General features: G+C 73.3%; 22 protein-coding genes. 11 read left to right on the forward strand and 11 right to left on the reverse strand.

Annotated elements, in window-relative coordinates; all coding sequences use genetic code 11:
• Genes ACQZOG_RS15980 through ACQZOG_RS15990 form a run of 3 tightly spaced genes read right to left on the reverse strand, consistent with a single transcriptional unit; the run spans nt 1 to nt 1,955 of the window.
• Nucleotides 1-267 (reverse strand): hypothetical protein, encoded by a 267-nt coding sequence (locus ACQZOG_RS15980; protein WP_354793521.1) that lies wholly within the window; start codon nt 265-267, stop codon nt 1-3.
• On the reverse strand, nt 207-1,049 hold the full coding sequence (locus ACQZOG_RS15985) for a serine/threonine-protein kinase (RefSeq protein ID WP_261675384.1): 843 nt from the start codon (nt 1,047-1,049) through the stop codon (nt 207-209). Before ACQZOG_RS15985 ends, ACQZOG_RS15980 begins: the two co-directional genes overlap by 61 nt.
• Before the next feature lie 6 nt (nt 1,050-1,055).
• The gene (locus ACQZOG_RS15990) at nt 1,056-1,955 is read right to left on the reverse strand and encodes a serine/threonine protein kinase (protein ID WP_058916327.1); all 900 of its coding nucleotides are present in this window, start codon (nt 1,953-1,955) and stop codon (nt 1,056-1,058) included.
• A gap of 294 nt (nt 1,956-2,249) precedes the next feature.
• Between ACQZOG_RS15990 and ACQZOG_RS15995 the strand changes: the two genes are divergently transcribed.
• Nucleotides 2,250-4,163: a BTAD domain-containing putative transcriptional regulator gene (locus ACQZOG_RS15995; protein ID WP_430741574.1), complete on the forward strand. Its 1,914-nt coding sequence runs from the start codon at nt 2,250-2,252 to the stop codon at nt 4,161-4,163.
• Here ACQZOG_RS15995 and ACQZOG_RS16000 read toward each other — a convergent pair.
• Together ACQZOG_RS16000 and ACQZOG_RS16005 are read right to left on the reverse strand one after the other, a co-directional pair.
• Nucleotides 4,145-5,839: a bifunctional 3'-5' exonuclease/DNA polymerase gene (locus ACQZOG_RS16000; protein WP_203550389.1), complete on the reverse strand. Its 1,695-nt coding sequence runs from the start codon at nt 5,837-5,839 to the stop codon at nt 4,145-4,147. The two genes, ACQZOG_RS15995 and ACQZOG_RS16000, sit on opposite strands and share 19 nt — an antisense overlap.
• A 64-nt stretch (nt 5,840-5,903) precedes the next feature.
• Nucleotides 5,904-6,653, reverse strand: coding sequence for a Clp protease N-terminal domain-containing protein (locus ACQZOG_RS16005; RefSeq protein WP_033274904.1), 750 nt, complete (start codon nt 6,651-6,653; stop codon nt 5,904-5,906).
• A gap of 87 nt (nt 6,654-6,740) precedes the next feature.
• Here ACQZOG_RS16005 and ACQZOG_RS16010 point away from each other — a divergent pair, with 87 nt between their 5' ends.
• On the forward strand, nt 6,741-7,871 hold the full coding sequence (locus tag ACQZOG_RS16010) for a DUF2786 domain-containing protein (RefSeq protein ID WP_078492960.1): 1,131 nt from the start codon (nt 6,741-6,743) through the stop codon (nt 7,869-7,871).
• A 244-nt stretch (nt 7,872-8,115) separates the two neighbouring features.
• On the opposite strand, the gene ACQZOG_RS16015 is transcribed toward ACQZOG_RS16010, so the two are convergent.
• Nucleotides 8,116-8,667 (reverse strand): hypothetical protein, encoded by a 552-nt coding sequence (locus ACQZOG_RS16015; RefSeq protein WP_203550388.1) that lies wholly within the window; start codon nt 8,665-8,667, stop codon nt 8,116-8,118.
• A 378-nt stretch (nt 8,668-9,045) separates the two neighbouring features.
• On the opposite strand from ACQZOG_RS16015, the gene ACQZOG_RS16020 reads away from it, so the two are divergent.
• Complete coding sequence (locus ACQZOG_RS16020) at nt 9,046-9,330, forward strand: DUF397 domain-containing protein (RefSeq protein WP_033274906.1); 285 nt, start codon at nt 9,046-9,048, stop codon at nt 9,328-9,330.
• Between the two features lie 80 nt (nt 9,331-9,410).
• Here the strand turns inward: ACQZOG_RS16020 and ACQZOG_RS16025 are convergent, their stop codons facing one another.
• Complete coding sequence (locus ACQZOG_RS16025; protein ID WP_167338205.1) at nt 9,411-9,917, reverse strand: ATP-binding protein; 507 nt, start codon at nt 9,915-9,917, stop codon at nt 9,411-9,413.
• A 366-nt stretch (nt 9,918-10,283) separates the two neighbouring features.
• Here ACQZOG_RS16025 and ACQZOG_RS16030 point away from each other — a divergent pair, with 366 nt between their 5' ends.
• The 5 genes from ACQZOG_RS16030 (at nt 10,284) to ACQZOG_RS16050 (ending at nt 15,211) form a co-directional block, all read left to right on the forward strand.
• Nucleotides 10,284-11,108, forward strand: coding sequence for a helix-turn-helix domain-containing protein (locus ACQZOG_RS16030; RefSeq protein ID WP_051724511.1), 825 nt, complete (start codon nt 10,284-10,286; stop codon nt 11,106-11,108).
• 124 nt (nt 11,109-11,232) lie between these two features.
• Nucleotides 11,233-12,693, forward strand: a complete 1,461-nt coding sequence (locus ACQZOG_RS16035) for an aldehyde dehydrogenase family protein (RefSeq protein ID WP_203550387.1) — start codon at nt 11,233-11,235, stop codon at nt 12,691-12,693.
• A 64-nt stretch (nt 12,694-12,757) separates the two neighbouring features.
• On the forward strand, nt 12,758-13,399 hold the full coding sequence (locus ACQZOG_RS16040) for a PadR family transcriptional regulator (protein WP_033274910.1): 642 nt from the start codon (nt 12,758-12,760) through the stop codon (nt 13,397-13,399).
• 61 nt (nt 13,400-13,460) lie between these two features.
• On the forward strand, nt 13,461-14,447 hold the full coding sequence (locus ACQZOG_RS16045; protein ID WP_106963309.1) for an ATP-binding cassette domain-containing protein: 987 nt from the start codon (nt 13,461-13,463) through the stop codon (nt 14,445-14,447).
• A complete protein-coding gene (locus ACQZOG_RS16050; protein ID WP_033274912.1) occupies nt 14,444-15,211 on the forward strand; it encodes an ABC transporter permease in 768 nt (255 codons plus the stop codon). Before ACQZOG_RS16045 ends, ACQZOG_RS16050 begins: the two co-directional genes overlap by 4 nt.
• A 48-nt stretch (nt 15,212-15,259) precedes the next feature.
• On the opposite strand, the gene ACQZOG_RS16055 is transcribed toward ACQZOG_RS16050, so the two are convergent.
• Nucleotides 15,260-16,669, reverse strand: a complete 1,410-nt coding sequence (locus ACQZOG_RS16055; protein ID WP_033274913.1) for a glutamate decarboxylase — start codon at nt 16,667-16,669, stop codon at nt 15,260-15,262.
• A 52-nt stretch (nt 16,670-16,721) separates the two neighbouring features.
• Nucleotides 16,722-18,008 carry an ion channel protein gene (locus ACQZOG_RS16060; protein WP_391605621.1) on the reverse strand — a complete coding sequence of 429 codons (1,287 nt, stop codon included), beginning with the start codon at nt 18,006-18,008 and terminating at the stop codon, nt 16,722-16,724.
• A gap of 101 nt (nt 18,009-18,109) precedes the next feature.
• Between ACQZOG_RS16060 and ACQZOG_RS16065 the strand changes: the two genes are divergently transcribed.
• Nucleotides 18,110-18,871, forward strand: a complete 762-nt coding sequence (locus ACQZOG_RS16065) for a MerR family transcriptional regulator (RefSeq protein ID WP_033274915.1) — start codon at nt 18,110-18,112, stop codon at nt 18,869-18,871.
• A 188-nt stretch (nt 18,872-19,059) separates the two neighbouring features.
• A complete protein-coding gene (locus tag ACQZOG_RS16070) occupies nt 19,060-19,980 on the forward strand; it encodes a DedA family protein (protein ID WP_037640874.1) in 921 nt (306 codons plus the stop codon).
• Between the two features lie 33 nt (nt 19,981-20,013).
• On the opposite strand, the gene ACQZOG_RS16075 is transcribed toward ACQZOG_RS16070, so the two are convergent.
• Both ACQZOG_RS16075 and ACQZOG_RS16080 read right to left on the reverse strand, forming a co-directional pair.
• Nucleotides 20,014-21,708, reverse strand: coding sequence for a threonine/serine ThrE exporter family protein (locus tag ACQZOG_RS16075; protein WP_359577145.1), 1,695 nt, complete (start codon nt 21,706-21,708; stop codon nt 20,014-20,016).
• A 131-nt stretch (nt 21,709-21,839) separates the two neighbouring features.
• Nucleotides 21,840-22,331, reverse strand: coding sequence for an inorganic diphosphatase (locus ACQZOG_RS16080; RefSeq protein ID WP_024885835.1), 492 nt, complete (start codon nt 22,329-22,331; stop codon nt 21,840-21,842).
• Between the two features lie 79 nt (nt 22,332-22,410).
• On the opposite strand from ACQZOG_RS16080, the gene dacB reads away from it, so the two are divergent.
• Nucleotides 22,411-24,012: a D-alanyl-D-alanine carboxypeptidase/D-alanyl-D-alanine endopeptidase gene (dacB, locus tag ACQZOG_RS16085; protein WP_430741575.1), complete on the forward strand. Its 1,602-nt coding sequence runs from the start codon at nt 22,411-22,413 to the stop codon at nt 24,010-24,012.
• The last annotated feature ends 386 nt before the right edge of the window (nt 24,013-24,398 follow it).

Raw genomic sequence — 24,398 nt, forward strand, 5'->3', positions numbered from 1 at the left:
TCAGGCGAGGGGGTACGCGGCGGTGTACGCGTCTCCGACGGCTATGAGCCTCTTGGCGGACCGGTGGGCGAAGTACCGCGCCGCGGCGGCCTTGACGGTGTGGGACACGGCGCCGGTCCGCAGGTCCGCCGTCATCAGCCCGGAGGGCACCTTGCCGTACACGAACGCGATTCCCGCGACGGGCGGTGTGCCGAGGTCGCCGGCCGTCACCGCCTGACCGGTCTGCGCCCACCGCCGGGCGCCGTTCGCGCTGTCGAGCGCGACCATGCCCTGGCCCTCCTCCATCGCGTACACCACACGTCCTTGGCGAAACAGCGGGTCAGGACCGGGACCAGGGCCGCGGGGACCCCGGTGAGGTCGGGTTCGGCGTAGCGGACGCGGTAGACGAGGTCGGCGTGCTGTCCGGTGCCGAAGGGCCCGTGTCCGGTGGCCGCGTACGTGAGGACCCCGGCCAGTGCGAAGACGTCACCCGCGGAGGTGTGCTCCTGACCGGTGGCCTGTTCGGGCGACATGAAGGCGGGCGTGCCCGCGGCCATGCCGGTGCGGGTGAGCCGGTCGTCGCCCAGGGCGCGGGCGATGCCGAAGTCGATGACCTTGGGACCGTCCGCCGTGATCATGATGTTGGAGGGTTTGAGGTCGCGGTGGACGACCTCCGAGGCGTGCAGCTGCCCCAGCGCTGCGCACAGCAGGGCGCCGAGGCCTCGCACCGTCGGCTCGGGGAGGGGGCCGGCGAGGGCGACGGCGTCGTCGAGGGGCGGTCCGATGACGTACTCGGTGGCCAGCCACGGGGTGTCCGCCTGCGGGTCGGCGTCGAAGACGCGGGCGCCGTGCACGGGTCCGATGACCCGGGCCGCGTCCGCCTCGAGACGGAAACGGGTGCGGAACGCGGGGTCGGTGGCGATACGGGCGTGCATCGTCTTCAGCGCCGCCGTACGGCCCGTGGCCGTGCGGGCGAGGTAGACGGTGCCCATGCCGCCGCTGCCCAGGCGGGCGACGAGACGGTACGGGCCGACGCTGTGCGGGTCGTCGTGGGTGAGCGGGGAGAACATCGGCTGTCAGTCCAGAGCAGCAGGGGGCGAGGGGAGTTCGGCGGCGAGCACCTGCGCCGACTGGCGCGCGAGCGCGGCGACCACGGCCGCCGGCAGCGGAAGCGGCGAGGCCGTGTCCGGGGCGGTCGGCGGATGCGCCGCCGCCTGGCCGGGGACGTCCGGGTCCAGGAGGGCGAGGACCTCGTGCGCCTGTGGGCGTCGGGCGGGATCACGCGACAGGCACGCCGGGATCACGACGCGGAGGAACTCGGGCAGTTCACGGCTCTCGGGCGCGGTGTGGCCGGTGCTCGCGTGGGCGAGTACCGCCCCGAGGGCGTACACGTCGCCCAGCGGGCGCGGCCGGCCACCGGCCGCCTGCTCAGGGGCGAGGCTGCCGGGGTCCAGGCCCGGCAGGTCGCTGCGCAGTTCACCATCGGGGGCGGCGGCCCGTGCCGCTCCGAAGCAGCTGAGGCGTGGGCCCTCGGTGGTGAGGAGGACGGAGGCCGGGGAGAGACCCGCGTGCGTGACGCCCCGGGTGTGGGCCATGGCGAGTGTGCCGGCGAGAGCGGTGGCCAGGGCGCGGACTGTGGGATCCGGAAGTGGACCGCCGTGGGCGCGCAGGGCCGCGGGAAGGGAGACGGCCGGGATGTACGGCGTCGCGCACCAGGGCAGGTCCTCCGTACCGCCGACCTCCTCGACCGGCAGGAACCCCGGTGTCGCCAGCCGTCGTGCGCCTTCCGCCTCGACCGCCCAGCGGGCCGGGTCCGCACCTGGGACCGGCAGACGGACGAGGAGCGTGCGGTCACCGTCGGCGCTGCGCGCGATGAAACGGCGTTCGGCGACGGCGTGGTCCGGTTCCCGCTCGAGCCGGGCGAGGATGCGGTGCGGCCCGGCCCAGGCCGGGTCGTCGTGACGCGGACGTTCCATGCGAGCTCCCCCGAGTCCGTGATGATCGCGAACGAGCCTACTCACGCGTCCCTGAGAGCCCGGGGCCGGTGTCGGCCGTCGCTGCGGCCGAAAACAACGAGGACCCGGTCGTTCACCTCTGGCGACCGGGTCCTCGTGAAGCGGATCCGCCGGCGGCGACACTCCCCCGAGTTGCGCTCGCGCGCGCACCCCCGGGCCGGATCCGATGTAGTGATCACATCAAACCTTGCCAACGGATGGCTAACATGAGGCCAATGGATTCCCCCTCGGTCACCCGGAAGGCAGTGGTGCGGCGTGACACGGCGCGGTCTGCGCTTCGGACTGCTGGGGACGCCCGTCCTCTACGGCGGTGAGCCGACCTCCGGTGAGCCGGCGCACGGTGAGCCGGCGCACGGCGAGCCGACCCCCGCGGACGCGGCACCCCCGCACACCCCCTGCACCCGCAACGGCACCCCCCTCCTCCCCGTCACCAGCCCCAAACTCCGCACCCTCCTCGCCGTCCTGCTGCTCGACGCCGGGCGGGTCGTCTCCGTCGAGGTGCTGAAGGACGCCCTGTGGGGCGGGGAGCCGCCCGTCTCCGCGCTGCCCTCGCTGCACAACCACGTCGCCCGCCTGCGCCGCCTCCTCGACGAGCCCGGTCGGCTCCTCACCGTGCCCACGGGGTACGTCCTCCGCGTCGACGACGGTGAACTCGACGTCCAGGTCTTCGACGCCCATATCTCCGCCGCCCGTGCCGCCCGGGCCGAGGGTGACTGGGCGCGGGTCCGCCGCGAGTGCCGGGCCGCGCTCGGGCTGTGGCGGGGAAGTCCGCTGGGCGGGCTGGCCCCCGAGGTGGGCGGGTACGCCCTCGTGCGCCGCATGGAGGAGGCGCGGCTGCTGCTCCACGAGTGGCGCTACGACGCCGAACTCGCCCTCGGCGACGACGGCCTGGCCGATCTCGTGCCCGAGCTGTCCGCCCTGGCCGCCGAGCATCCGCTGCGGGAGGCCTACCACCGTCAGCTCATGCTCGCCCTGCACCGCACCGGCCGTCAGGCCGAGGCCCTCGTCGTCCACCGTGATCTGCGCGCCCGTCTCGCCGACGAACTCGGCGTCGAGCCGGGGAGGCCCGTGCGCGAGGCTCACGTCGAGGTGCTGCGGGGGAGCGGGACGCGGGACGGCGCGTCCGGGTGGGTGCGGCCCGCGCAACTGCCGCCCGCGCCAGCCCATTTCGTGGGGCGGGCGGACGTGCGGGAGGGCATCGTCCGGGCGCTCTCCGGGACGGACGCGGCCGGTGCCGTCGTCCTCAGCGGGACGGCCGGTGTCGGGAAGAGCGCCCTCGCGCTCCAGGTCGCGCACGCCCTGGAGGAACGTTTCAGCGGCGGCCAGCTCCACCTCAACCTTCGGGCCACGGAACCCGGTTCCGCACCGCTGACCGTCGAAGAGGCCCTCACCTCACTCCTCCGCGACCTCGGAGTCCCCTTCCGTGACGTCCCCGGACACCCCGATGCCGCCTCCGCGTTGCTGCGGTCCCTGCTCGCTCCCACCCGCACCCTGCTCGTGCTGGACGACGCCGCGAGCGCGGCCCAGGTGCGGCCGCTGCTCCCCGCAGGACCCGGGTGCGGCGTCGTCGTCACCAGCCGGTCGCCCCTCACCGCCCTCGACGGCGCCGCCCGCTTCCCCCTCCGGCCGCTGAGCGACGAGGAGAGCGCCGCGCTGCTGCGCTCCGCGTCCGGGAGGGACGACATCACCGCCCGGCACCCGCTGGTCGCCCTCACCGGCCGGCTCCCGCTCGCGCTCCGCGTCGTCGCGGCCCGGCTCGCCGCCCGCAGGGCCCTCACCCCGGAGGCCCTCGCCACACAGCTCGCCGCCGCCGACAGCCGCCTGGACCTCCTCGACTACGACGACCTCGGTGTCCGCCGCTCACTCGACGCCGCCTTCGACGCCCTCACCGCCTCCGACCGCCGCACCGACCAGGACGCCGCCCTCGTGCTGCGCCACATCGGCGCCCTCGACCTGCCCTGCTGCGACGCCCGGTCGCTGGCCCGCCTCACCGGCGTCGACGAGGCGCGGGTCGAGGCGGCGCTGGAGCGGCTGGCCGACGTGGCCTTGCTGGAGGAGACCGCCTACGGGCGCTTCGAGCCGTACGACCTCGTACGGGACTACGCCCGCGAACGGGCGGCGGAGCCCTGCGCGCAGTCCCCGTCGGGGTGTCACTTCGCGTCGGCGTAGCACTCGACCACCGCCGTGGTGAACGGGAAGCGCACCGGCGTCCGACCGAACGCGATCCGCCCCGCCTGCTCGGCGGCCTCGCGGATCGCCGCCGTCACCGTCGCCGTCTCCTCCTCGGGGCAGTGCACGATCACCTCGTCGTGCTGGAAGAAGACCAGCTCCGCCGCCATGCCGGTCAGCGCCCGGCGCAGGCCCGCGAGCAGCAGCAGCGCCCAGTCGGCCGCGCTGCCCTGCACCACGAAGTTGCGGGCGAAACGGCCCCGGGCGCGGGCGTCGGTCGAGGCGTAGCCGGGGGTCCACGCGCGGGCCGTCTCGGGGTCCGGCTCGTCCCGCGCCACCGGGATGCCCGCCTCCTCCACCGCGTCGTCCGACGTCCGCGCGGCCGGCGGGCAGGTGCGGCCCAGCCAGGTGCGGACCAGCCGGCCCTCCTCGCCCGCGCGCGCCGCCTCGTCGACGTACGCCACGGCCTTGGGGAAGCGGCGGCGCAGCGCGGCGAGGTTCTTCAGGCCGTCGCCGGAGGTCTGTCCGTACACCGCGCCCAGGACGGCGATCTTGGCGCGGTCGCGGTCGCCGGAGAAGGCGCGCTCGGACACCGCCTGGTAGAGGTCGCTCTCCCGGCCGGCCACCTCCATCAGACCGGGGTCGCGGGAGATCGCCGCCAGCACCCGCGGCTCCATCTGGTCGGCGTCGGCGACGACGAGCCGCCAGCCCGGGTCGGCGACCGCCGCGCGGCGGATCACCTTGGGGATCTGCAGCGCGCCGCCGCCGTGGGTGACCCAGCGTCCGGTCACCGTGCCGCCCGCGAGGAACTCGGGGCGGAAGCGGCCGTCGCGCACCCAGTCCTGCAGCCAGGACCAGCCGTGCGCGACCCAGATCCGGTACAGCTTCTTGTACTCCAGGAGCGGCTTCACCGCCGGATGGTCCACCGACCGCAGCTCCCAGCGGCGGGTGGACGTCACCTTGATCCCGGCCTGCGCGAACGCCTTGACCACGTCGGCCGGGAGGTCGGGCCGGACCCGGCGGCCGAAGGCGGCGGACACCTCGTCGGCCAGCTCGGCCAGCCGGCGCGGCTCGCCGCCGCCCGCGTACCGCTCGCCCAGCAGGTCGTGCAGCAGCGCGCGGTGCACGTCCGCCCGCCAGGGCAGACCCGCGCGGTTCATCTCGGCGGCGATCAGCATGCCCGCCGACTCGGCGGCCGTCAGCAGGCGCATCCGGTCCGGGTGCGCGGTGGCGTCGGTGCGCCGCTGCTGCTCGGCGTAGACCGTGAGCAGGTCGGCCAGCGGCAGCGGTGCCGCCTGCGGGTCGAAGAGCGACGACTGGGCGCCCGGGTCCGCGTGCCGCTGCGGCGGGTCGGGCGGCACGGGTCCGCCGCGCAGCCGGGCCAGCGCGGCCGCGGCCGAACGCGGCTCCCCGTACCGCCCCTCGTGGCCGAGGAGCAGGGTCTCGGCGGCCTCGACGTCGTACGCCCGCTCCACTCGCACCCCCGTGGCGAGCAGACGCGGGTAGACCTCGGCCGTGGACCGCCACACCCACCGGGCGACTTCCGGACGGCTCCGTACGGCCTCGGCGAGGTCCGCCTCGCGCCGCACCGGGCCCGAGGGCAGCCCGTCCGGGCCGAGGGGGGCGACGTCCACGCCACCGTCCTCGGCCGGAGCGAGCGCCCACCGGCCGGCCATGTACGCGAGTGTCGCAGGGGGGTGTGACAACGGCCTGGTGGGAGCGGGCCGGCCGGGCCGCGGATCAGCCCTCCCGCGCCGGCTCGTCCCCCGTCCTCGTCTCCACGTACTGCGCGAGCATCTCGACCACGTACCGCTCGGTGGCGCCCTTGGTGACGCCGAGGCCGCTGAGCACACCGGTGCCGTTCTCGTGCTCCAGGAGGGCGAGCAGGATGTGCTCGGTGCCGATGTAGTTGTGGCCGAGGCGCAGCGCCTCGCGGAACGTCAGCTCCAGCACCTTCTTGGCCGCCGAGTTGTACGGCACCAGCTCGGGGGCGTCCTCGGCGGCGGGCGGCAGCGCCGCGCGCGCGGCCTCGCGGACCGCGTCCACGCCGACGCCCTGCTCGGTGACCGCCTTGACGGCCAGTCCCTGCGGCTCGGCCAGCAGCCCGAGGACCAGATGCTCGGGGCCCATCTCCGCACTGCGGGCGGCCTGCGCCTCGTTGTGACCGGCCATGATCGTGTTGCGGGCGCGGGGCGTGTAGCGGTTGAAGCCCTGGCTCGGGTCGAGGTCGTTGCCGCCCTGGGGGACGAAGCGCTTCTGGGCGGCCTGCCGGGTGACGCCCATGCTCTTGCCGATGTCGGTCCAGGAGGCGCCCGAGCGCCGGGCCTGGTCGACGAAGTGGCCGATCAGATGGTCCGCGACGTCGCCGAGGTGCTCGCCGGCGAGCACCGCGTCCTGGAGCTGTTCGAGCGGTTCGTCGTGGACCGTCTTGATGGCCGCGATGAGGTCGTCGAGACGGACGGATGACTTGATGGCGGGGTTCTTCGACATGTGTCAACCGTAAGTTGACAGTAGAAGGGTGTCAACCCGTCGTTGACACTTCCGGGTGACGGGTCGCGGCGTGGCACGATCGGCCCTGTGAGTACGTCCGGCACCGTCGACCGCGCCTTCCGCTCCGCCCTCTACGACACGGGCGACGACACCCTCGACACGGGGGCCTCCCTGCTCGCCGCCGACCCCGCGGCGGACGCCGAGCTCGCCCGCCGAGGTGAGGACTTCGTCGCGTCCGCCTGGCAGCGGGGGTGGCAGCCCGCGGACGTCGTCCGGGTGGTGCGGCGGGAACTGGACGAGACGCACGCCCGGCTGGCCGGCTCGCTGATCCGGGCCCAGGCGCGGCGGGACGGGCGGGCGCGGGGAACGCGGTGGGAGGCGCAGGTCGCCGAGGTGCCGACGTCCGACGCGGCCGCGCGCGGTGACCGGTTCTCGTACGCCACCGCCGTCCTGGAGCTGTACCGGCTGCTGCTGCGGCTGCCCGCGCTGGAGCCGCTCGACCAGGCGGCGGGAACGTCACCGTCCGGCGGGCGGGAGCGGAAGCCGGAGTCGCGGATGCTCGGGCGTATCCGGGCGCTGCTGGCGAAGGCCGAGGCGACCGGGTTCCCGGAGGAGGCGGAGGCGCTGAGCGCCAAGGCGCAGGAGCTGATGGCGCGGCACAGTGTGGACGAGGCGCTGCTCGCCGCGCAGGGAGCGGTCGCGGAGGGGCCGGACGCCGTCCGGATCGGGGTGGACCCGCCGTACGAGCAGGCCAAGGCGGTGCTGCTGGACGCGGTGGCCTCGGCGAACCACTGCCGGGCGGTGTGGAACGAGGCGTTCGGGTTCTCGACGGTGGTGGGGTTCGCGTCCGACCTCGAGGCGGTCGAGCTGCTCTACACCTCGCTGCTGGTGCAGGCGACCGGTGCGATGACCAAGGCGGAGGCGGCGCAGCGGGCGGGCGGGCGAAAGCGGACGAAGACGTTTCGGCAGTCTTTCCTCGCCGCGTACGCCCACAGGGTGGGGGACCGGTTGGCGGCGGCTGCGGCCGAGGTGCCGGTGGGGGGCGATCTGCTGCCTGTGCTGGCGTCGCGGGAGGTGGCCGTGGCCGAGCGGACGGACCGGCTGTTCCCGGCGACGGCCACGACGCGGTTGCGTGGGGTGAGTGATGTGGCGGGGTGGGAGGAAGGGAAGCGGGCGGCCGATGGGGCGCAGGTGCGGGGGCGGCGGCGGTTGCCGTGACGCGGGGGTGGTCGCCCCGACGCGGCGGCGCTGCTGACGGCGGGGTGCTGTGCGTTGCCGACTGCGGGTGCCGTCTGCGCCCACCCTCCCCCACTCTCGGCTTCGCTCGAGCGGGGGGACCCCCATCGCCCCAAGCGGCACGACTGCCCGCAGACGGGGGTGGGCGCGCCCGCCCCGGAAGGCGCGGCACGACTCCCCGCAGACGGTGGGGGTGCGCCCGCCCCGGACGGCGGGGCGGCCGGCCCTAAGAACCCAGGCCCTCCGTCGGGAGGCCCGGGGGCAGGGAGCCGCCCTCCGCCTTCGTGTACGTCTCCGTGCCTGCCGCGCCGTCCCACTCCACCGTGAGGGACTTTCCGTCGACCGACGTCACCGTCCCCTTCGTGCGGTCGCCGTTGCCCGTCGGGCACTTCAGGGCGAGCGTCGGCTCGGCGCCGCCCTTCGCCGTGCCGCTGCACACCGTGCCGCCTGTGGCGAAGAGGGCCGCCTCCTCACCGGTGACCATCAGGACCACCGCCTTGCCGTCCGCGGTGGTGAGCCAGCTGCCCTCGAGGTCGCCGGCCGGGGCGCCGCTCGCGCTGGAGCCGCCCGTGCTGCCGCCGGAGTCCGCCGTCCTCGTGGCGGACGCGGTGGGCGCCGCGGAGTCGTCCGAGCCGCCGTCGCCGTCGCTGCACGCCGTGAGCCCGAACGCGCCGGCCAGGCACACCGCCGCGGCCGCCAGCCGTGTCCGCCGGGTGCGGGACCGCCCGTCCCGCGTGAGCGCCGGACCGACCCGGTCCACCGAAGTCTCCACAGTCACCGCTGGTCCCCTCCCTGGTTCCGGCCCGGGCGGCCGGACGACCGGTGTCAGCTAACAGGAACCGCCCCGCGCCCGGCCAGGGTTGCGTGACGGACCTCGCACCATCGACGCCGGCCCGCCCGGAACACATCACCGCCCACCCACCGGAAGGGCACATGAGGGAACACAATCGCCCCCGCTCGCGTCTCTAAGGCAGCGGGGCCCGGTAAAACGTCCGTCAAAGCGGACACCGGGCGGCGGGTGAGGCTGTAACCGCGCCGCCACCCGCCGTGCACGTGCATCTGCCCCTGCATATGCACGTGAACGGAGTTATGATCCGGGTCAGTTGACCACTGCATCAATGGCCACACCAGCCGGTGCACCAGCGGGGAGCGACCTGTGGACCACGACGTGTACGACGGTGACGGGCACGACGGTGCCGGCGCGTCCGGCGTGTACAACGGCATGGCGGCCACGCGGCTGGACGGTGTGGCCTGGCAGAAGAGCCGGCACAGCAACTCGCAGGGGTCCTGCGTGGAGTTCGCCCGGCTGCCGGGCGGGGAGGTCGCGGTGCGCAACTCCCGCTTCCCCGACGGTCCCGCGCTCGTCTACACCCGCGCGGAGATCGAGGCCATGCTGCTGGGCGTGAAGGACGGCGAGTTCGACCACCTGGTCGCGAGCTGACCGCGGAGGGCGCGGCGCCGGGCGGGCCCGTCGGGCGCGACGCGCGTAGACACGTGGCACGCGCGTGCGCCGTACGGGGATCAGGGCTGCGGGAGCCGGAAGAGCGCCCACACCACCTTGCCGCTGAGCGCGCCGGCCAGCGGGTGCCAGCCCCAGCTGTCGCTGAAGGTGTCGACCAGGAACAGCCCGCGTCCGGACTCGGCGGAGCAGTCCTCGGACAGGTCCTCCGGCTCCCGGGTGACCGGGCCCTCGTCGCTGGGGTCGCGCACCGCGCACACCAGCCGTCCGGTCCACCGCATCAGGTGCAGCCGCACCGGGGGTTCCGGGGCGGCCAGGCGCGGGGTGTTCGCCGGCAGGGCGTGGCGCAGGGCGTTGGTGACGAGTTCGGAGACCACCAGGCAGACGTCGTCGAACCGTTCGCCGAGGTGCCACTGGTCGAGGGTGCCCCGGGTGAACCGCCGTGCCTCGCGGACCGCTTCGTAGCGGGCGGGCAGGGCGCAGGAGGCGGCGTCGGAGGCGGCGGCGAGGTTCAACGGCGGAAGGCCCTGCCGTAACGGCTCGAGCATGGTCGATCCATTCGTCCCCATGCGAGGCACTCCCGGGAATTCGCGGTCGTAGCGAGGCTGCGGTGGTGCGGGGCCCATGGTTTCGGATGCGCACAGCAGATGCAAGGGCAGATGCACGTGCAGCTGACCGAAATCAGCCCTGCCGTTCTGGTTTGTTGGGCAATTTTTCCGTCATCCCCGCGTCTCCTCCTGGCTGTTCTCTTGCCCCCCGGTTGCGCCTCGGTGCCCGTTCCGTGCCGCTTCCTGACCGGATCGAGCGGCGGAATTCCGTTTGTGTAATCGGTCGAGTACTGCTCGGAGTGTTTTAGTGGCAGACTGCGGGCCTTGAAGACGTTGGGGAGGCTGTCGAACGTGAGCGCGGGAGAGCCGGGATCGGTGGTGCGGCGCATGCTGCTCGGATCACAACTCAGGCGACTGCGTGAGGCGCGGGGGATCACGCGCGAGGCCGCGGGCTACTCGATTCGCGCCTCCGAATCGAAGATCAGCCGGATGGAGCTGGGCCGGGTGAGCTTCAAGACCAGGGACGTGGAAGACCTGCTGACGCTGTACGGCATCACGGACGAGCAGGAGCGCGCCTCGCTGGTCTCCCTCGCCAAGGAGGCCAACGTGGCGGGCTGGTGGCACAGTTACTCGGACGTCCTGCCCAGCTGGTTCCCCACCTACGTCGGCCTGGAGGGCGCGGCCTCGCTGCTGCGGGCCTACGAGGTGCAGTTCGTGCACGGCCTGCTGCAGACCGAGGACTACGCCCGCGCGGTGGTGCGGCGCGGCATGAAGAGCGCGAGCGACGCCGACGTGGAGCGCCGCGTGGCGCTGCGTCTGGAGCGGCAGAAATACCTGGTCGCGGAGAACGCCCCCGAGTTCCACGTGGTGCTCGACGAGGCGGCGCTGCGCCGGCCGTACGGCGACCGCGCGGTGATGCGCGGGCAGCTCCAGCACCTGATCGACGTCTCCGAGCGGCCCAACGTCCGGCTCCAGGTGGTGCCGTTCAGCATGGGCGGGCACTCCGGGGAGTCCGGCGCCTTCACCATCCTGAGCTTTCCCGAGCCCGACCTCTCGGACGTGGTGTACCTGGAGCAGCTCACCAGCGCGCTGTACCTGGACAAATCCGAGGACGTGGCCCACTACGAGAAGGCGCTCAAGGAGCTGCAGCACGACAGCCCGGGTCCCGCCGAGAGCCGCGACCTGCTCCGCGGGCTGCTGCAACTGTCCTGAAGTGCACCGGCGCCTGTCCCGAGAGACCCCTCAACTCCCTTGTGACACACGTACGATGACGTGTGATCACACCCCGGTGTGCTGATCGTGTTTCTGCTGACGCAGCGAGGGATCGAGGGATCACATGTCGTCGTACTTCACCGACCTGGCTCAGCAGTACATCGACGGTGAGTGGCGCCCGGGCACCGGCTCCTGGGACATCATCGACTTCAACCCGTACGACGACGAGAAGCTCGCGTCGATCACCATCGCCACGGTCGACGAGGTCGACCAGGCGTACCGGGCGGCGGCCCGCGCGCAGAAGGAGTGGGCGGACACCAACCCGTACGCCCGCCGCGCGGTGTTCGAGAAGGCGCTCCGGCTGGTCGAGGAGCGCGAGGAGGAGATCGCCGGGGCGATCGTCGCCGAGCTGGGCGGGACCCGCCTCAAGGCCGCCTTCGAGCTGCACCTCGCCAAGGAGTTTTTGCGCGAGTCGGTGCACCTGGCGCTCGCCCCCGAGGGCCGGATCCTCCCCTCGCCGGTGGACGGCAAGGAGAACCGCGTCTACCGCGAGCCGGTCGGCGTGGTCGGCGTGATCAGCCCGTTCAACTTCTCCTTCCTGCTGTCGCTGAAGTCCGTCGCCCCCGCGCTCGCGCTGGGCAACGGCGTGGTGCTCAAGCCGCACCAGAACACCCCGGTCGTCGGCGGCTCCCTGGTCGCGAAGATCTTCGAGGACGCGGGACTGCCCCCCGGGCTGCTCAACGTCGTGATCACCGACATCGCGGAGATAGGCGACGCCTTCCTGGAGCACCCGATACCGGAGGTCATCTCCTTCACCGGCTCCGACGAGGTCGGCCGGCACGTCGCGACCGTCTGCGCGTCCCTCTTCAAGCGCGCGGTGCTGGAGCTGGGCGGCAACAGCGCGCTGGTGGTCCTGGACGACGCCGACGTGGACTACGCCGTGGACGCGGCCGTGTTCAGCCGGTACGTCCACCAGGGCCAGGTCTGCATGGCCGCCAACCGCATCCTGGTCGACCGGGCCGTGGCCGACGAGTTCACCGAGAAGTTCGTCGCCAAGGTGCGCACGCTGAAGGCCGGCGACCCCCGCGACCCGGAGACCGTCATCGGTCCGGTGATCAACTCCCGGCAGGCGGACGCCCTCACCGGCGTCGTCGAGCAGGCCCTCGCCGAGGGCGCCACCGCCCTGGTGCACGGCGGACGCAGCGACAACCTGGTCGAGCCGTCCGTCGTCACCGGGCTGCCGGCCGACTCCGCCCTGCTGCGGCAGGAGGTGTTCGGCCCGGTCGCGTTCCTCGTCCCGTTCGACGGCGAGGAGGAGGCGGTGCGCCTGGTGAACGACACCCCCTACGGGCTCAGCGGCGCCGTGCACACCGGGGACGTCGAGCGGGGCGTGCGGTTCGCGAAGCGGATCGACACCGGGATGTTCCACGTCAACGACGGCACCGTGCACGACGAGCCGATCGTCCCCTTCGGCGGCGAGAAGCACTCGGGCGTGGGCCGGCTGAACGGCGACACCATGCTGGACGCCTTCACCAGCACCAAGTGGATCTCGGTGCAGCACGGCCGCAGCGGCTTCCCGTTCTGATCCGGCCCGCCCGTCCCTCCGGGCCGCTCCCGGTGCCCGCCGGGCGCGGCCTACGCTGGTCCGCATGTCAGTGATCCGTCTTCTCGTGCTCGGCGCGGTGCGCCAGCACGGGCGGGCCCACGGCTACCAGGTGCGCAACGACCTGGAGTACTGGGGCGCGCACGAGTGGTCCAACGCCAAGCCCGGCTCGATCTACCACGCGCTGAAGCAGATGGCCAAGCAGGGGCTGCTCGTCGCGCACGAGACCGCTCCCTCCACGGCCGGCGGCCCGCCGCGCACCGAGTACGAGGTCACCGAGCAGGGCACGGAGGAGTACTTCCGGCTGCTGCGCGAGGCGCTGACCTCCTACGACCAGAAGCCGGACGTGCTCTCGGCCGGGCTCGGCCTGATGGTCGACCTGGAGCGGGAGGAGGCCCTGGCCCTGCTGGAGCGCCGGCTGGCGTCCATCGAGGAGTGGCGCAAGGCGGTCACGGAGTACTACGTCCCGGAGAACGGGCCCGGTGAGCTGGGGCACATCGGCGAGATCATGGACTTCTGGGTCCACTCGGCGGACACCGGGGCCGCGTGGACGCGCGGGCTCGTGGCGCGTATCCGGGGCGGCGCCTACACCTTCGCCGGCGAGGGCGAGCCGTTCGTCGGTGTGCTCGCCGAGGGCGAGGAGAACCCGTACGCGACGCGGCAGCCGCATCCCGGGGATGCCGAGTAATCAAGTTTGACGAGTGAGGGTGGCGGGTAATACGGTGCGCGACGCTAGTCAAGTTTGACTAATGAAGGGGGCTTCAGTGTCCGACGCGGCGATCACCGTCGAGGAAGCACGCAAGACGTACCGGGGAGCCAGGGGATCGGGCACGGCCGCACTCGACGGACTCGATCTCACGGTCGCCCGCTCGACAGTCCACGCGGTGCTCGGGCCGAACGGCGCGGGCAAGACCACTCTGGTCCGGGTCCTGTCCACCCTGCTCCGCCCCGACTCCGGCCGGGTCGTCGTGGCGGGACACGACGTGGTGCGCGAGGCGTACCAGGTGCGTCTGCGGATCGGCCTGCTCGGCCAGCACGCGGCGCTCGACGAGGAACTCGGCGGCCGGCAGAACCTCGAACTGTTCGGCCGCCTCCACCACCTGGGCGCCCGGCGGGCCCGCGCCCGGGCGGACGAACTGCTGGAGCGCTTCGGGCTCTCCGGCACCGGCGCGAAAGCGGTGGCGAAGTACAGCGGCGGCATGCGGCGCCGGCTCGACCTCGCCGCCTCCCTGATCACCGAACCGGAGGTGCTCTTCCTGGACGAACCGACCACCGGGCTCGACCCGCGCGGCCGCGCCGAGGTGTGGGACGCGGTGCGCTCCCTGGTCGGCGGCGGGACGACGGTCCTGCTCACCACGCAGTACCTGGAGGAGGCGGACCAGCTGGCCGACCGGGTGTCGATGGTGGACTCCGGCCGGGTCGTCGCGGACGGCACGGTGGACCAGCTCAAGACGGCCACCGGCGGCGACCGCATCGACGTGGTGCTGCGTGACGCCGGACAGCTGGAGACGGTGGCGGGCCTGCTGCCCGCACCGCGGGACGCGGTCACCGTGGACGCCGACCGGCGGCTGCTGAGCGCGCCGGTCAGCGACCGCATGGCGGCCCTCACCGCCGTGGTGCAGGCCCTGCGGGAGGCCGGCGTCGAGGCCGAGGACGTCGCCCTGCGCAGGCCCACGCTCGACGAGGTGTTCCTGCACCTCACCGGACGCGACGAGCGAGTGAAGGAGGCAGCATGACCAGCACGGCGTACGCACTGGCCGACTCCTGGACCATGACCCGCAGGGAGCTGGCCCGCTGGGGACGGCAGCCGGCCGCGGTGGTGGTGAACCTGGTCTTCCCGGTGATGCTGCTGCTGATGTTCGGCTACCTCATCGGCGGCGGGCGCGGGGTGAGCGGCGACTACCTCGGCTACCTGCTGCCGGGGATGCTCGCGCTCAGCATGGCCTTCGGCCTGGAGGGCACGATGATCGCCGTCACCCAGGACATGAACAAGGGGGTCGTCGACCGCTTCCGGTCCATGCCGATGGCCGACGGCGCGGTGCTGGTGGGCCGCTCCGCCGCCGACATGCTCCAGTCGGTGCTCGGCCTGGTGGTGCTGCTCGGCGTGGCCGCCGCGCTCGGCTGGCGCACGGACGCGGGCCCGGGCGCGTTCCTGGGCGCGGTGGGACTGCTCCTGCTGCTCCGGTTCGCGATGCTGTGGATCGGCATCCACCTGGCGCTGGTGGCGGGCAAGCCCGAGATGGTGCAGGCGGTGCAGATCCTGGTCTGGCCGTTCGGCTTCCTGTCCACCGTCTTCGCCGTCCCCGAGTCCATGCCCGGCTGGCTCGCCACGGTCGCGCGGTGGAACCCGATCTCCCACACGGCCGCCGCCGTACGGGACCTGTTCGGCGTGCCCGGCGCCGAGTCCGGGCACGCGGGGGCCGCGGTCCTGTGGCCCCTGGCGCTGCTCGCGGTGTTCTTCCCGCTGGCGGTACGGCGGTTCGCCCGCCTCAGCAGGTAGGGCGCCCGTGGTCCGGCTCCCGTCCACACGGGAGCCGGACCACCCGGCTCAGTGATGGAAGCCGGTCGCCGCGTTCCTGTCCCGCGTGAGGGGGTGTGACTGGCTCCGCAGGTCCGGCAGCAGCCGGGTGAGGTCCTCGGCGAACAGGTCGGCGAGGTCCTCGGAGAAGCCGTTGCGGCACACCACCCGCAGCACCGCGAGGTCCTGACGGTTCGCCGGGAAGGTGTAGGCGGGCACCAGCCAGCCGGTCTCCCGCAGCCGCCGCGCCACGTCGAACACGTCGAACGCCGTCACGTCCGGCGCCGTGGTGAAGGCGAACACCGGCAGCTCGTCGCCCCGGGTGAGCAGCCGGAAGTCGCCGAGCGCCTCGATCCGCGCGGACAGTCCCGTGGCCACGTCCCGCGCGGCCTGCTGCACCGCGCGGTAGCCGTCCCGGCCCAGCCGCAGGAAGGAGTAGTACTGCGCCACCACCTGGGCGCCCGGCCGGGAGAAGTTCAGCGCGAAGGTCGGCATGTCGCCGCCCAGGTAGTTCACCCGGAACACCAGCTCCTCGGGCAGCGCCGCCGCGTCCCGCCACAGCACCCAGCCCACCCCTGGGTACACCAGGCCGTACTTGTGCCCGGAGGTGTTGACCGACGCCACCCGGTCCAGCCGGAAGTCCCACACCAGGTCCTCGTCGAGGAACGGCGCGACCATCGCCCCCGACGCCCCGTCGACGTGCACCGGGACGTCCAGGCCCGTGCGCTCCTGGAGGTCGTCCAGGGCCGCGCACAGCTCGGCGACCGGCTCGTAGGACCCGTCGAAGGTGGAGCCGAGGATGCCGACGACGCCGATGGTGTTCTCGTCGCACAGCTCCGCGGCCGCCGCCGGGTCGAGGTGGAAACGGTCGCCCTCCATCGGCACCTGACGGGGCTCCACCTCGAAGAAGGTGCAGAACTTGTCCCAGCACACCTGGACGTTGATGCCCATCACCAGGTTGGGACGGGCCTCCCGCGAGGGGTAACGGCCGGCGTTGCGCAGCGCCCAGCGCCGCTTCATGGCCAGCCCGGCCAGCATGCACGCCTCGCTGGAACCGGTGGTCGAACAGCCCACCGCCTTCGACGGGTCGGGCGCGTGCCACAGGTCGGCGAGCATCGCCACGCACCGCCGCTCCAGTTCGGCGGTGCGCGGGTACTCGTCCTTGTCGATCATGTTCTTGTCGCGGCACTCCATCATCAGCACCCCGGCCTCGGGCTCCATCCAGGTGGTGACGAAGGTGGCCAGGTTCAGCCGGGCGTTGCCGTCCAGCATCAGCTCGTCGTGCACCAGCTGGTACGCCGTCGACGGGGCCATGGGGCCGTCCGGCAGCCGGTGCCTGGGCGGCGCCTGGGTCATCCCCCCGACCGGGTTCGCGGGCCCCAGGAAGGGGTTGACGGACATCGGGCGCTCACCGGCCGGCCGGCCGGGGTGCAGCGGCATGGGTCCTCCGTAGGGGTCGGGCGGCCCGGGGCGGACCGCCGGGGGAGCGGGGTCACCTGACGGCCGTCCCGTCCGGCCGCAGCTGCATGTGCGGGCGGCCGGTGACGAGCAGCCAGGCGGGGAGGGAGGCGAGGCAGAGCAGGGTGAGCATGCCGGGGGAGGCGACCAGGACGGCCGCGACGAACAGGCTCACCCAGCCCTGCCGGGTGACGGCCAGCAGCACGCCCAGGACGGCCGCCGACACCCCGACCGCCGGGTGCACCCCGGGCACCAGGGCGTGCGCGCACAGGCCGAGCGCCGTCCCGACGAACACCGAAGGGAAGATCCGTCCGCCGCGGAAGCCGCAGGACGCGGCGACCAGCAGCGCGGCCAGCTTCACCACCGTCATCACGGCGAACTCGCCCGCCGTCCAGCCGTCGGGGTCGGCGGCCAGCTCGGCGATCTCGTCGAGCCCCTTGAACAGCGTGAGGTGCCCGCCCAGGGCCGCGAGCGCGCCCAGGACCACCCCGCCGACCGGAAGCATCAGCATCGGGTGCCGCAGCCGCCGGAACGCGCCGTGCACGTACGGGAAGGCGTACACGGCGCACATGCCGAGCAGCGCGCCCGCAGAGGCCACCACGAGCGACGCCAGCAGATCGGCCCAGCCGGGCCCCTCGAACGGCGGCAGATGCAGGTCGAAGCTCGGCTCCGACACGAGCGTGGTGGTCAGCGCCCCGGCCCCGGCGGCGGCCAGCGGTGCGAACAGGCTGTCCCACAGCTGTCCCTTGACGCGCTGCCCGGCCAGCGCCTCGGAGATCACCAGCGCGGCGGCGACCGGCGTGCCGAACAGCGCGCCGATGGTTCCCGCCTCCGCGAGGGCCACCCAGCCCCGCCGGGCCGTCCTCGGGAGGACGCGGGCGCCGAACCAGACCGCCAGCGACACGTTCACGGCGATGATCGGGTTCTCCGGTCCCAGACTCGGCCCGCCCGCCAGGACCAGCGCGGTCACCAGCACCAGTCCGGGCAGCACCGCGAGCGGCAGCACCGGCGCCTCCAGGCCGGTGGTCGCCGGGTCGGGGCCCGCGTGCCCGGGGACCTTCCACACCACCAGCCCGACGGCGGCCCCGGTGGCGGTCAGCACGGCGAACATCCACGCCACGGAGTAACGCCCCACGCCGAGCGCGTCCGGCAGGTCCTGCCAGAGGGCGTGCTGCAGCTCCTCGGCGGCCGCGCTCACCCCCAGCAGGACCAGGCTCGTCACCACGCCGACCAGCAGCGCGGGCACGATGGTCGGCAGGAGGGCGCGTGCCGAGGCCGCCGGGGCGGTGCCGGGCGCCGGCTGCGTGCTGTCCTGGGCCACGCGCACACGATAAAGGGGGCGAAAGGGATAAACCGGTAACCCGCTTGCACCTCACGTGGCGTGAGGACCCAGCCTGGAGCGCGCAAGGGAAGGGAGCGGACATGAGCTGGTCCGTGGGACAGGTGGCCGGGTTCGCCGGCGTCACGGTGCGCACCCTGCACCACTACGACGCCATCGGCCTGCTCGTGCCGAGCGGGCGCAGCCACGCGGGGCACCGGAGGTACGGCGACGCCGACCTCGACCGGCTGCAGCAGATCCTGTTCTACCGCGAGCTCGGCTTCCCGCTGGAGGAGGTCGCCGCGCTGCTCGACGACCCGGACGCGGACCCGCGCGCGCACCTGCGCCGCCAGCACGAGCTGCTGACCGCCCGGATCGAGAGGCTGCAGAAGATGGCGGCGGCCGTGGAACAGGCCATGGAGGCACGCACGATGGGAATCAACCTGACGCCCGAGGAGAAGTTCGAGGTCTTCGGCGACTTCGACCCCGACCAGTACCAGGAGGAGGTCCAGGAGCGCTGGGGCGACACCGACGCCTACCGCCAGTCGCGGGAGCGGACGGCCTCCTACACCAAGGAGGACTGGCAGCGGATCCAGGACGAGGCCGACGAACTGACCCGGCGCTTCGTCGCCCTGATGGAGGCGGGCGAGCCGGCGGACTCCGAGGCGGCGATGGACGCCGCCGAGGACCACCGGCGGGGCATCTCCCGCAACCACTACGACTGCGGGTACGAGATGCACACCTGCCTGGGCGAGATGTACGTCGACGACGAGCGGTTCACCCGCAACATCGACCAGGCGAAGCCGGGACTGGCCGCGTACATGCGGGACGCGATCCTCGCCAACGCCGTACGGCACACCGCCTGACGGTCGTGGCCCGGCCGCACCGGGCCACGACCAGCGGTGACCGCCCCACGGCGCCGGCTCGCGGCTTTCCACGGGGCGGGGCACAGTGCATCCTGGGTACCCCCGCGGAACCTGGGCTTCTACGGCTGCGTTCATAATTTGGGCAGCCAGCCCCGCCCTTGACCCCCAGCTGCAGGAGCCACATCCCCGTGACCACGCTTGCGCTCGGCCCCGAGTGGCTGAGCCCGGACTACCTCATCGAGACCTTCAGCCTCCCCGGCATCCTGCTGATCGTCTTCGCGGAATCCGGACTCTTCGCGTTCCTGCCCGGCGACTCCCTGCTGTTCACGGCGGGCCTGTTCGTGGCCGAGGGCACCTACATCAGCCAGCCGCTGTGGCTGGTCTGCACGTTGATCGTGCTCGCCGCCGTGATCGGCGACCAGGTCGGCTACATGATCGGGAAGTTCTTCGGGCCCCGCCTGTTCAGCCGGCCCAACTCCAAGCTCTTCAAGCAGGAGAACCTGGAGAAGGCCCACGAGTTCATGGAGAAGTACGGGCCCAAGGCGATCGTCCTGGCCCGCTTCGTGCCCATCGTGCGGACCTTCGCGCCCATCGTGGCCGGCGCCGGCCGGATGAAGTACCGCACGTTCCTCACGTACAACGTCATCGGCGGCATCGCCTGGGGCACGGGCGTCACCCTCGCCGGTTACTGGCTGGGCCAGATCTCCTTCATCAAGGAGAACGTCGAGGCGATCCTCGTCCTGATCGTCTTCGTCTCCGTGGTGCCGATCCTCGTCGAGTACCTGCGGGAGCGCGGCAAGAAGAAGCGCGCCGCCGCCGAGGCCCCGGCCGCGCAGCAGCACCCGCAGCCGCAGGTCATGGACGACGCCACCACCCAGCTGCGCCGCATCACCCCGGCCGCCGCGCCCCAGCAGCCCCGCCCGCAGCAGTACGGCGGCCAGGGCGGCTACCCGCAGCAGCAGCCCCACCAGCCCTACGGCGGCCACCCGAACGGCAATCCGAACGGATACCCGCAGCAGCAGCCCCGCCGGCAGCCGTACGGCAACGACCAGCAGCAGTACAACCAGCAGCAGTACGACCAGCAGCAGCCGTACAACGGCGGCTACTGAGCGGTCCCTGCCGGGCGGCGGGCGGTGCGCGGGTCAGAAACCCCGCGTCCGCTTCGCCGCCCGTCGCTTCTCCGCCGAGCCGATCCGCAGGAACAGCCGGGAGATCTCCGAACCGAGGTTCACCCCGATCGCGATGGCCATCGCCAGCGCCACCGCCTTGGTGAGCGACGTCAGACCCGAGTCGACCTCGTTCTGCGCGATGCCCAGCAGACCGAAGTACGTGGCCGAACCGGGCAGCAGCGGCCCGATCGCGGCCGTCGTGTACGGCAGCGCCGACGCGAACCGGTAGCGGGCCAGCAGCTGCCCGAACAGGCCGACCACACCGGCCGCCACCGCCGTCGACGCCACCGGCGAGATGTCACCCGCGTCGTGCATCGCCCCGTACACCACCCAGGCGACCCCGCCGTTCAGCGTCACCATCAGCACGGTGGACCGTTCCTGCTGGAGCAGCACCGCGAAGGCCAGCGACAGGCCCAGGGACGCGGCGATCTGGAGCACCGGCTGCGGGTCCGACCCGCCGAGCGCCGCGTCCGGCACCAGATTGGCGCCCAGCTGCACGCCGAAGTACAGCACCGTCAGCACGCCGATCACGATGCCGACGAAGAAGTACAGCACCTCCAGCAGACGCGCCGACGCCGTGATGTAGAAGCCGGTCAGACCGTCCTGCACGCCCGCCACCAGTGCCCGTCCGGGCAGCAGCGCGAACAGCCCACCGGTGATCACCGCGGACGCCTTCACGTCCGCGTGCGCCAGGGTCAGCGCCACCCCGATCGCGGCCGGCGGCGTCGCGGCCACCGTGAACTGGTAGAACTCCGGCAGCCCGCGCCCGGCGCACAGCCAGGCCAGCCGGTCGCCGAGCATGGCGCCGACCGCCGCCGCGACGAACACCAGCAGACCACCGCCGACCAGGACCGAGGCGGAACCGGCGAGCAGCCCGCTCGCGGCCGTCAGCGCCCAGCCCGGATAGGGGTGCCGGTTACGGCGCATCTCCGCCAGCCGCCGGTACGCCTCCTCCAGGGACACCTGGGTCTCGTCGTCGCTGAGGTCGTCCACCAGCTGGTAGACGGCCGCCAGCCGGGTGTAGTCGGGGCTGCGGCGGCGCACCGTGCGGGAGGCCGTCACCGGGTCGTCGACCAGGGACGGCTGGTAGGAGACCGCGAGCAGGGTGAACGTGACGTTGGGCTCGCAGCGGTCCAGGCCGTAGGAGCGGCACACGGCGAACATCGCCGCCTCCACGTCCTCGGCGCCCTCGCCGCCGGCCAGCAGCAGCTCGCCGATACGCAGGCTCAGGTCGAGCACGCGCGGCACGGCCGGGCCGGAGTCGTCGTGCCGCTGCACCGGCTCCGGGGCGGGGCGCTCGGTCACCGGCATGCGCAGCATCGTGCGCATCCGGTCCTGCCAGGGCACGTCCTTGGTCAGCCGGACCAGCGGGACGCCGGCCGGCGGGGTGAACGTGGCATGCCGGGCGCTGTACGTCCTCGGCGTGCTGAACGCCGAGCCCTCCGGCTCGGGCTGCGGGGGCGGGGCGACGTCCAGACCGTCCGGAAGGGCGAATTCCGAGGTGGTCTCGGACTCCTGTCCGGGCTTCGGCACGGCCAGCCCGTCCGGCAGGGCGAACTCGGACGTCGTCGACGACTCGTTGTCGGCGGTCGCCGCGAGACCGGAAGGGGGTACGAAGGCGTTCCTCGCTTCGTCCGACTGCGGCTTGCGGTCCTCCGCGTCCGTCACGTGCCTTTCTCTCCCTGCTGACGACACCGTCCTTCAGTGTGCCCTCTGCCCCGCCAGTATGCGCACGCAGCGCGACGACGGGCCGCACGCGTCGGCGTGCGGCCCGTCGTCACGTCCCGTGGTGCGGGGGCTCAGTGGCCGCCCTGGTCCTTGAAGCGCTTGTAGGACCGCTCGATCTCCGCCTCGGCGTCCACCCGGCCGACCCAGTCGGCGCCCTCGACGGACTTGCCCGGCTCCAGGTCCTTGTAGACCTCGAAGAAGTGCTGGATCTCCAGGCGGTCGAACTCCGACACGTGGTGGATGTCGCGCAGGTGCTCCACGCGCGGGTCCGTCGACGGGACGCACAGCAGCTTGTCGTCGCCGCCGGCCTCGTCCGTCATGCGGAACATGCCGATGGCGCGGCAGCGGATCAGGCAGCCCGGGAACGTCGGCTCGTCCAGGATGACCAGCGCGTCCAGCGGGTCGCCGTCCTCGCCGAGGGTGTTCTCGACGAAGCCGTAGTCGGTCGGGTAGGCGGTCGAGGTGAAGAGCCGACGGTCCAGGCGGATCCGACCCGTCTCGTGGTCCACCTCGTACTTGTTCCGCGAACCCTTCGGGATCTCGATCGTGACGTCGAACTCCACCGGACGCTCCTCCATGATCAGCACATCGTTCTGGTGGTTAAGTGTCCCTCACGCAGGTGTGTGATCGCGAAAGGGGCTGGTGGTCGTGCCAGAGCTGAGGCCTTGGCGGGCCGCGGGACCGCACGTCGTGCGGATCGCGGACGCCGTACGACCGCGTCTGGCGCGGGTCGCCGCGGCCACCGGGCCGTGGTTCACCAGGGGACGCCGGCCGGGATCGCCGCAGGCCCCACGGGTCGCCCGGCCCGGAACCGGCTGGTACACCGCGACCGCCGCCACCGCCGGTCTGGCGCTGGCCGCGGGAGTGGCGGCCGCCGCCGGCCCCTGGGACTCCTCGGGTCAGCGTACGGCCGAGCGGCACCGGGCCGTGGCCCTGGAAGCCTCGCGTGGCACAGATCACGACGGATCCCGGGCGCGCGCCGGCACCCCGCCGCGCGGACCGCAGGCCGCCCCGCCCGCCCCGTCCGTGCTCACCGGCCTCGGCGGCACCGCCACCGCCGCCCGTTCGGCGCCCGCCGGGAAGGCGCTCGCCGCCGTCCTCGACCCGCTGCTGAAGGACCCGGTGCTGGGCCGCCGCTCCGCCGCCGTGGTCGACGCGGCGACCGGCCGCCGCCTCTACGGCGCGGACTCCGGGAACGCGCTCACCCCCGCCTCCACCACGAAGATCGCCACCGCGGTCGCCGCGCTGTCCGCGCTGGGCCCCGACCACCGGCTCACCACCCGTTCGGTCTACGAGCCCGACACCGAGGAGGTCGTGCTGGTCGGCGGCGGCGATCCCACGCTCACCGCCCGCAAGAACGCCAAGGGGGCCGCGAGCCTGCGCGACCTGGCCGCCCGCACGGCGGCCGCCCTCGCCAAGCGGGGCGTGCGCAAGGTGACGCTGTCGTACGACACGACCCTCTACAAGGGCGACACGGCCCACCCGATCGGGCGGGGCAACGAGAACCTCGCCGCCGTCACCCCCCTGATGGCCGACGAGGGCCGCACCGACGACTCCTCCAGCGGACCCGTCAAGCGTGTCGCCGACCCCGCGGCGGAGGCCGCCCGGACGTTCGGCGACCTGCTGAAGGAGCACGGGATCACGGCCACGCCGCCCGGTCCGTCGAAGTCGACCACGCGCGCCACCACCCTCGCGGCGGTCTCCTCGCCGCCGCTCTCCTCGCTCGTCGAGCGCATGCTGACCAACAGCGACAACGACATCGCCGAGGCGCTCGCCCGGCACACCGCCGTGGCCACCGGCAAGCGGGCCGACTTCGCCGGCGCGGGGGCGGCGGTCACCGCCCGTCTGAAGGCGCTGAAGCTGCCCGTGAAGGGCGTCGTGATCAAGGACGGCAGCGGGCTGGACCGGGGCGGGCGGCTCACGGCGGACCTGCTGACCGCCCTCCTCGTCAAGGCGGGCGACCCCGCCCACCCGGAACTGCGCTCCGCCCTCACGGGCCTCCCCGTCGCCGGCTTCACCGGCACGCTGTCCGGTCGCTACGCGGACGGGGCGGCGGGCCTGGTCCGCGCCAAGACCGGCACGCTGACGGGAGTCAACACGCTCGCCGGCACGGTCGTGGACCGCGACGGCCGCCTGCTGGCCTTCGCGTTCCTCGCGAACGACACGGCGGGGGCGGAGGCGGCCCAGTCGACCTTGGACAAGGCCGCGACAGCCTTGGCGACGTGCGGTTGCCGGACGCGGTAGGGGACTTCCGGGACGCGGTACGACGACGCCCTCCGTGGGCGTGGGGAGGCCGCACCCCTCCGGGCTGCGTGACAGCAACGCCCCTCCCGGGGCGCGGGCGGCGTCTTGTGCGGGGCTTGGCGGTGCCCTGTGAGGGGCGTGGACGAAGACGCCCCACAGGGGCGCGGGGAACTGCGCGAAGGGGGTCCGGGGGCGAAGCCCCCGAAATGGGCGGGGGAGTCTCCCTCACCTCTGCAGCGTGCGGCTGCACCGGCACACCTGGACGTGCGGCGTCCTGCCCCCCGTCTTCGGGGGCTCCGCCCCCGGACCCCCGTTCGCGCAGTTCCCCGCGCCCCTAAGGGCGCAGTCCCGCGCGCCCCTGAGGGCGCAGTCCCGCGCGCGGGAGC

This window comes from Streptomyces sp. P13-3-3, assembly GCF_050571355.1.
Taxonomy (GTDB): domain Bacteria; phylum Actinomycetota; class Actinomycetes; order Streptomycetales; family Streptomycetaceae; genus Streptomyces; species Streptomyces althioticus.

Bases quoted from the DNA above. Each gene is read 5' to 3' on its own strand.
- ACQZOG_RS15980 (WP_354793521.1), bottom strand. From the start codon at position 267: ATGGTCGCGCTCGACAGCGCGAACGGCGCCCGGCGGTGGGCGCAGACC.
- ACQZOG_RS15985 (WP_261675384.1), bottom strand. From the start codon at position 1,049: ATGTTCTCCCCGCTCACCCACGACGACCCGCACAGCGTCGGCCCGTAC.
- ACQZOG_RS15990 (WP_058916327.1), bottom strand. From the start codon at position 1,955: ATGGAACGTCCGCGTCACGACGACCCGGCCTGGGCCGGGCCGCACCGC.
- ACQZOG_RS16000 (WP_203550389.1), bottom strand. From the start codon at position 5,839: ATGGCCGGCCGGTGGGCGCTCGCTCCGGCCGAGGACGGTGGCGTGGAC.
- ACQZOG_RS16005 (WP_033274904.1), bottom strand. From the start codon at position 6,653: ATGTCGAAGAACCCCGCCATCAAGTCATCCGTCCGTCTCGACGACCTC.
- ACQZOG_RS16025 (WP_167338205.1), bottom strand. From the start codon at position 9,917: ATGGGGACGAATGGATCGACCATGCTCGAGCCGTTACGGCAGGGCCTT.
- ACQZOG_RS16030 (WP_051724511.1), top strand. From the start codon at position 10,284: ATGCTGCTCGGATCACAACTCAGGCGACTGCGTGAGGCGCGGGGGATC.
- ACQZOG_RS16035 (WP_203550387.1), top strand. From the start codon at position 11,233: ATGTCGTCGTACTTCACCGACCTGGCTCAGCAGTACATCGACGGTGAG.
- ACQZOG_RS16040 (WP_033274910.1), top strand. From the start codon at position 12,758: ATGTCAGTGATCCGTCTTCTCGTGCTCGGCGCGGTGCGCCAGCACGGG.
- ACQZOG_RS16045 (WP_106963309.1), top strand. From the start codon at position 13,461: ATGAAGGGGGCTTCAGTGTCCGACGCGGCGATCACCGTCGAGGAAGCA.
- ACQZOG_RS16050 (WP_033274912.1), top strand. From the start codon at position 14,444: ATGACCAGCACGGCGTACGCACTGGCCGACTCCTGGACCATGACCCGC.
- ACQZOG_RS16055 (WP_033274913.1), bottom strand. From the start codon at position 16,669: ATGCCGCTGCACCCCGGCCGGCCGGCCGGTGAGCGCCCGATGTCCGTC.
- ACQZOG_RS16065 (WP_033274915.1), top strand. From the start codon at position 18,110: ATGAGCTGGTCCGTGGGACAGGTGGCCGGGTTCGCCGGCGTCACGGTG.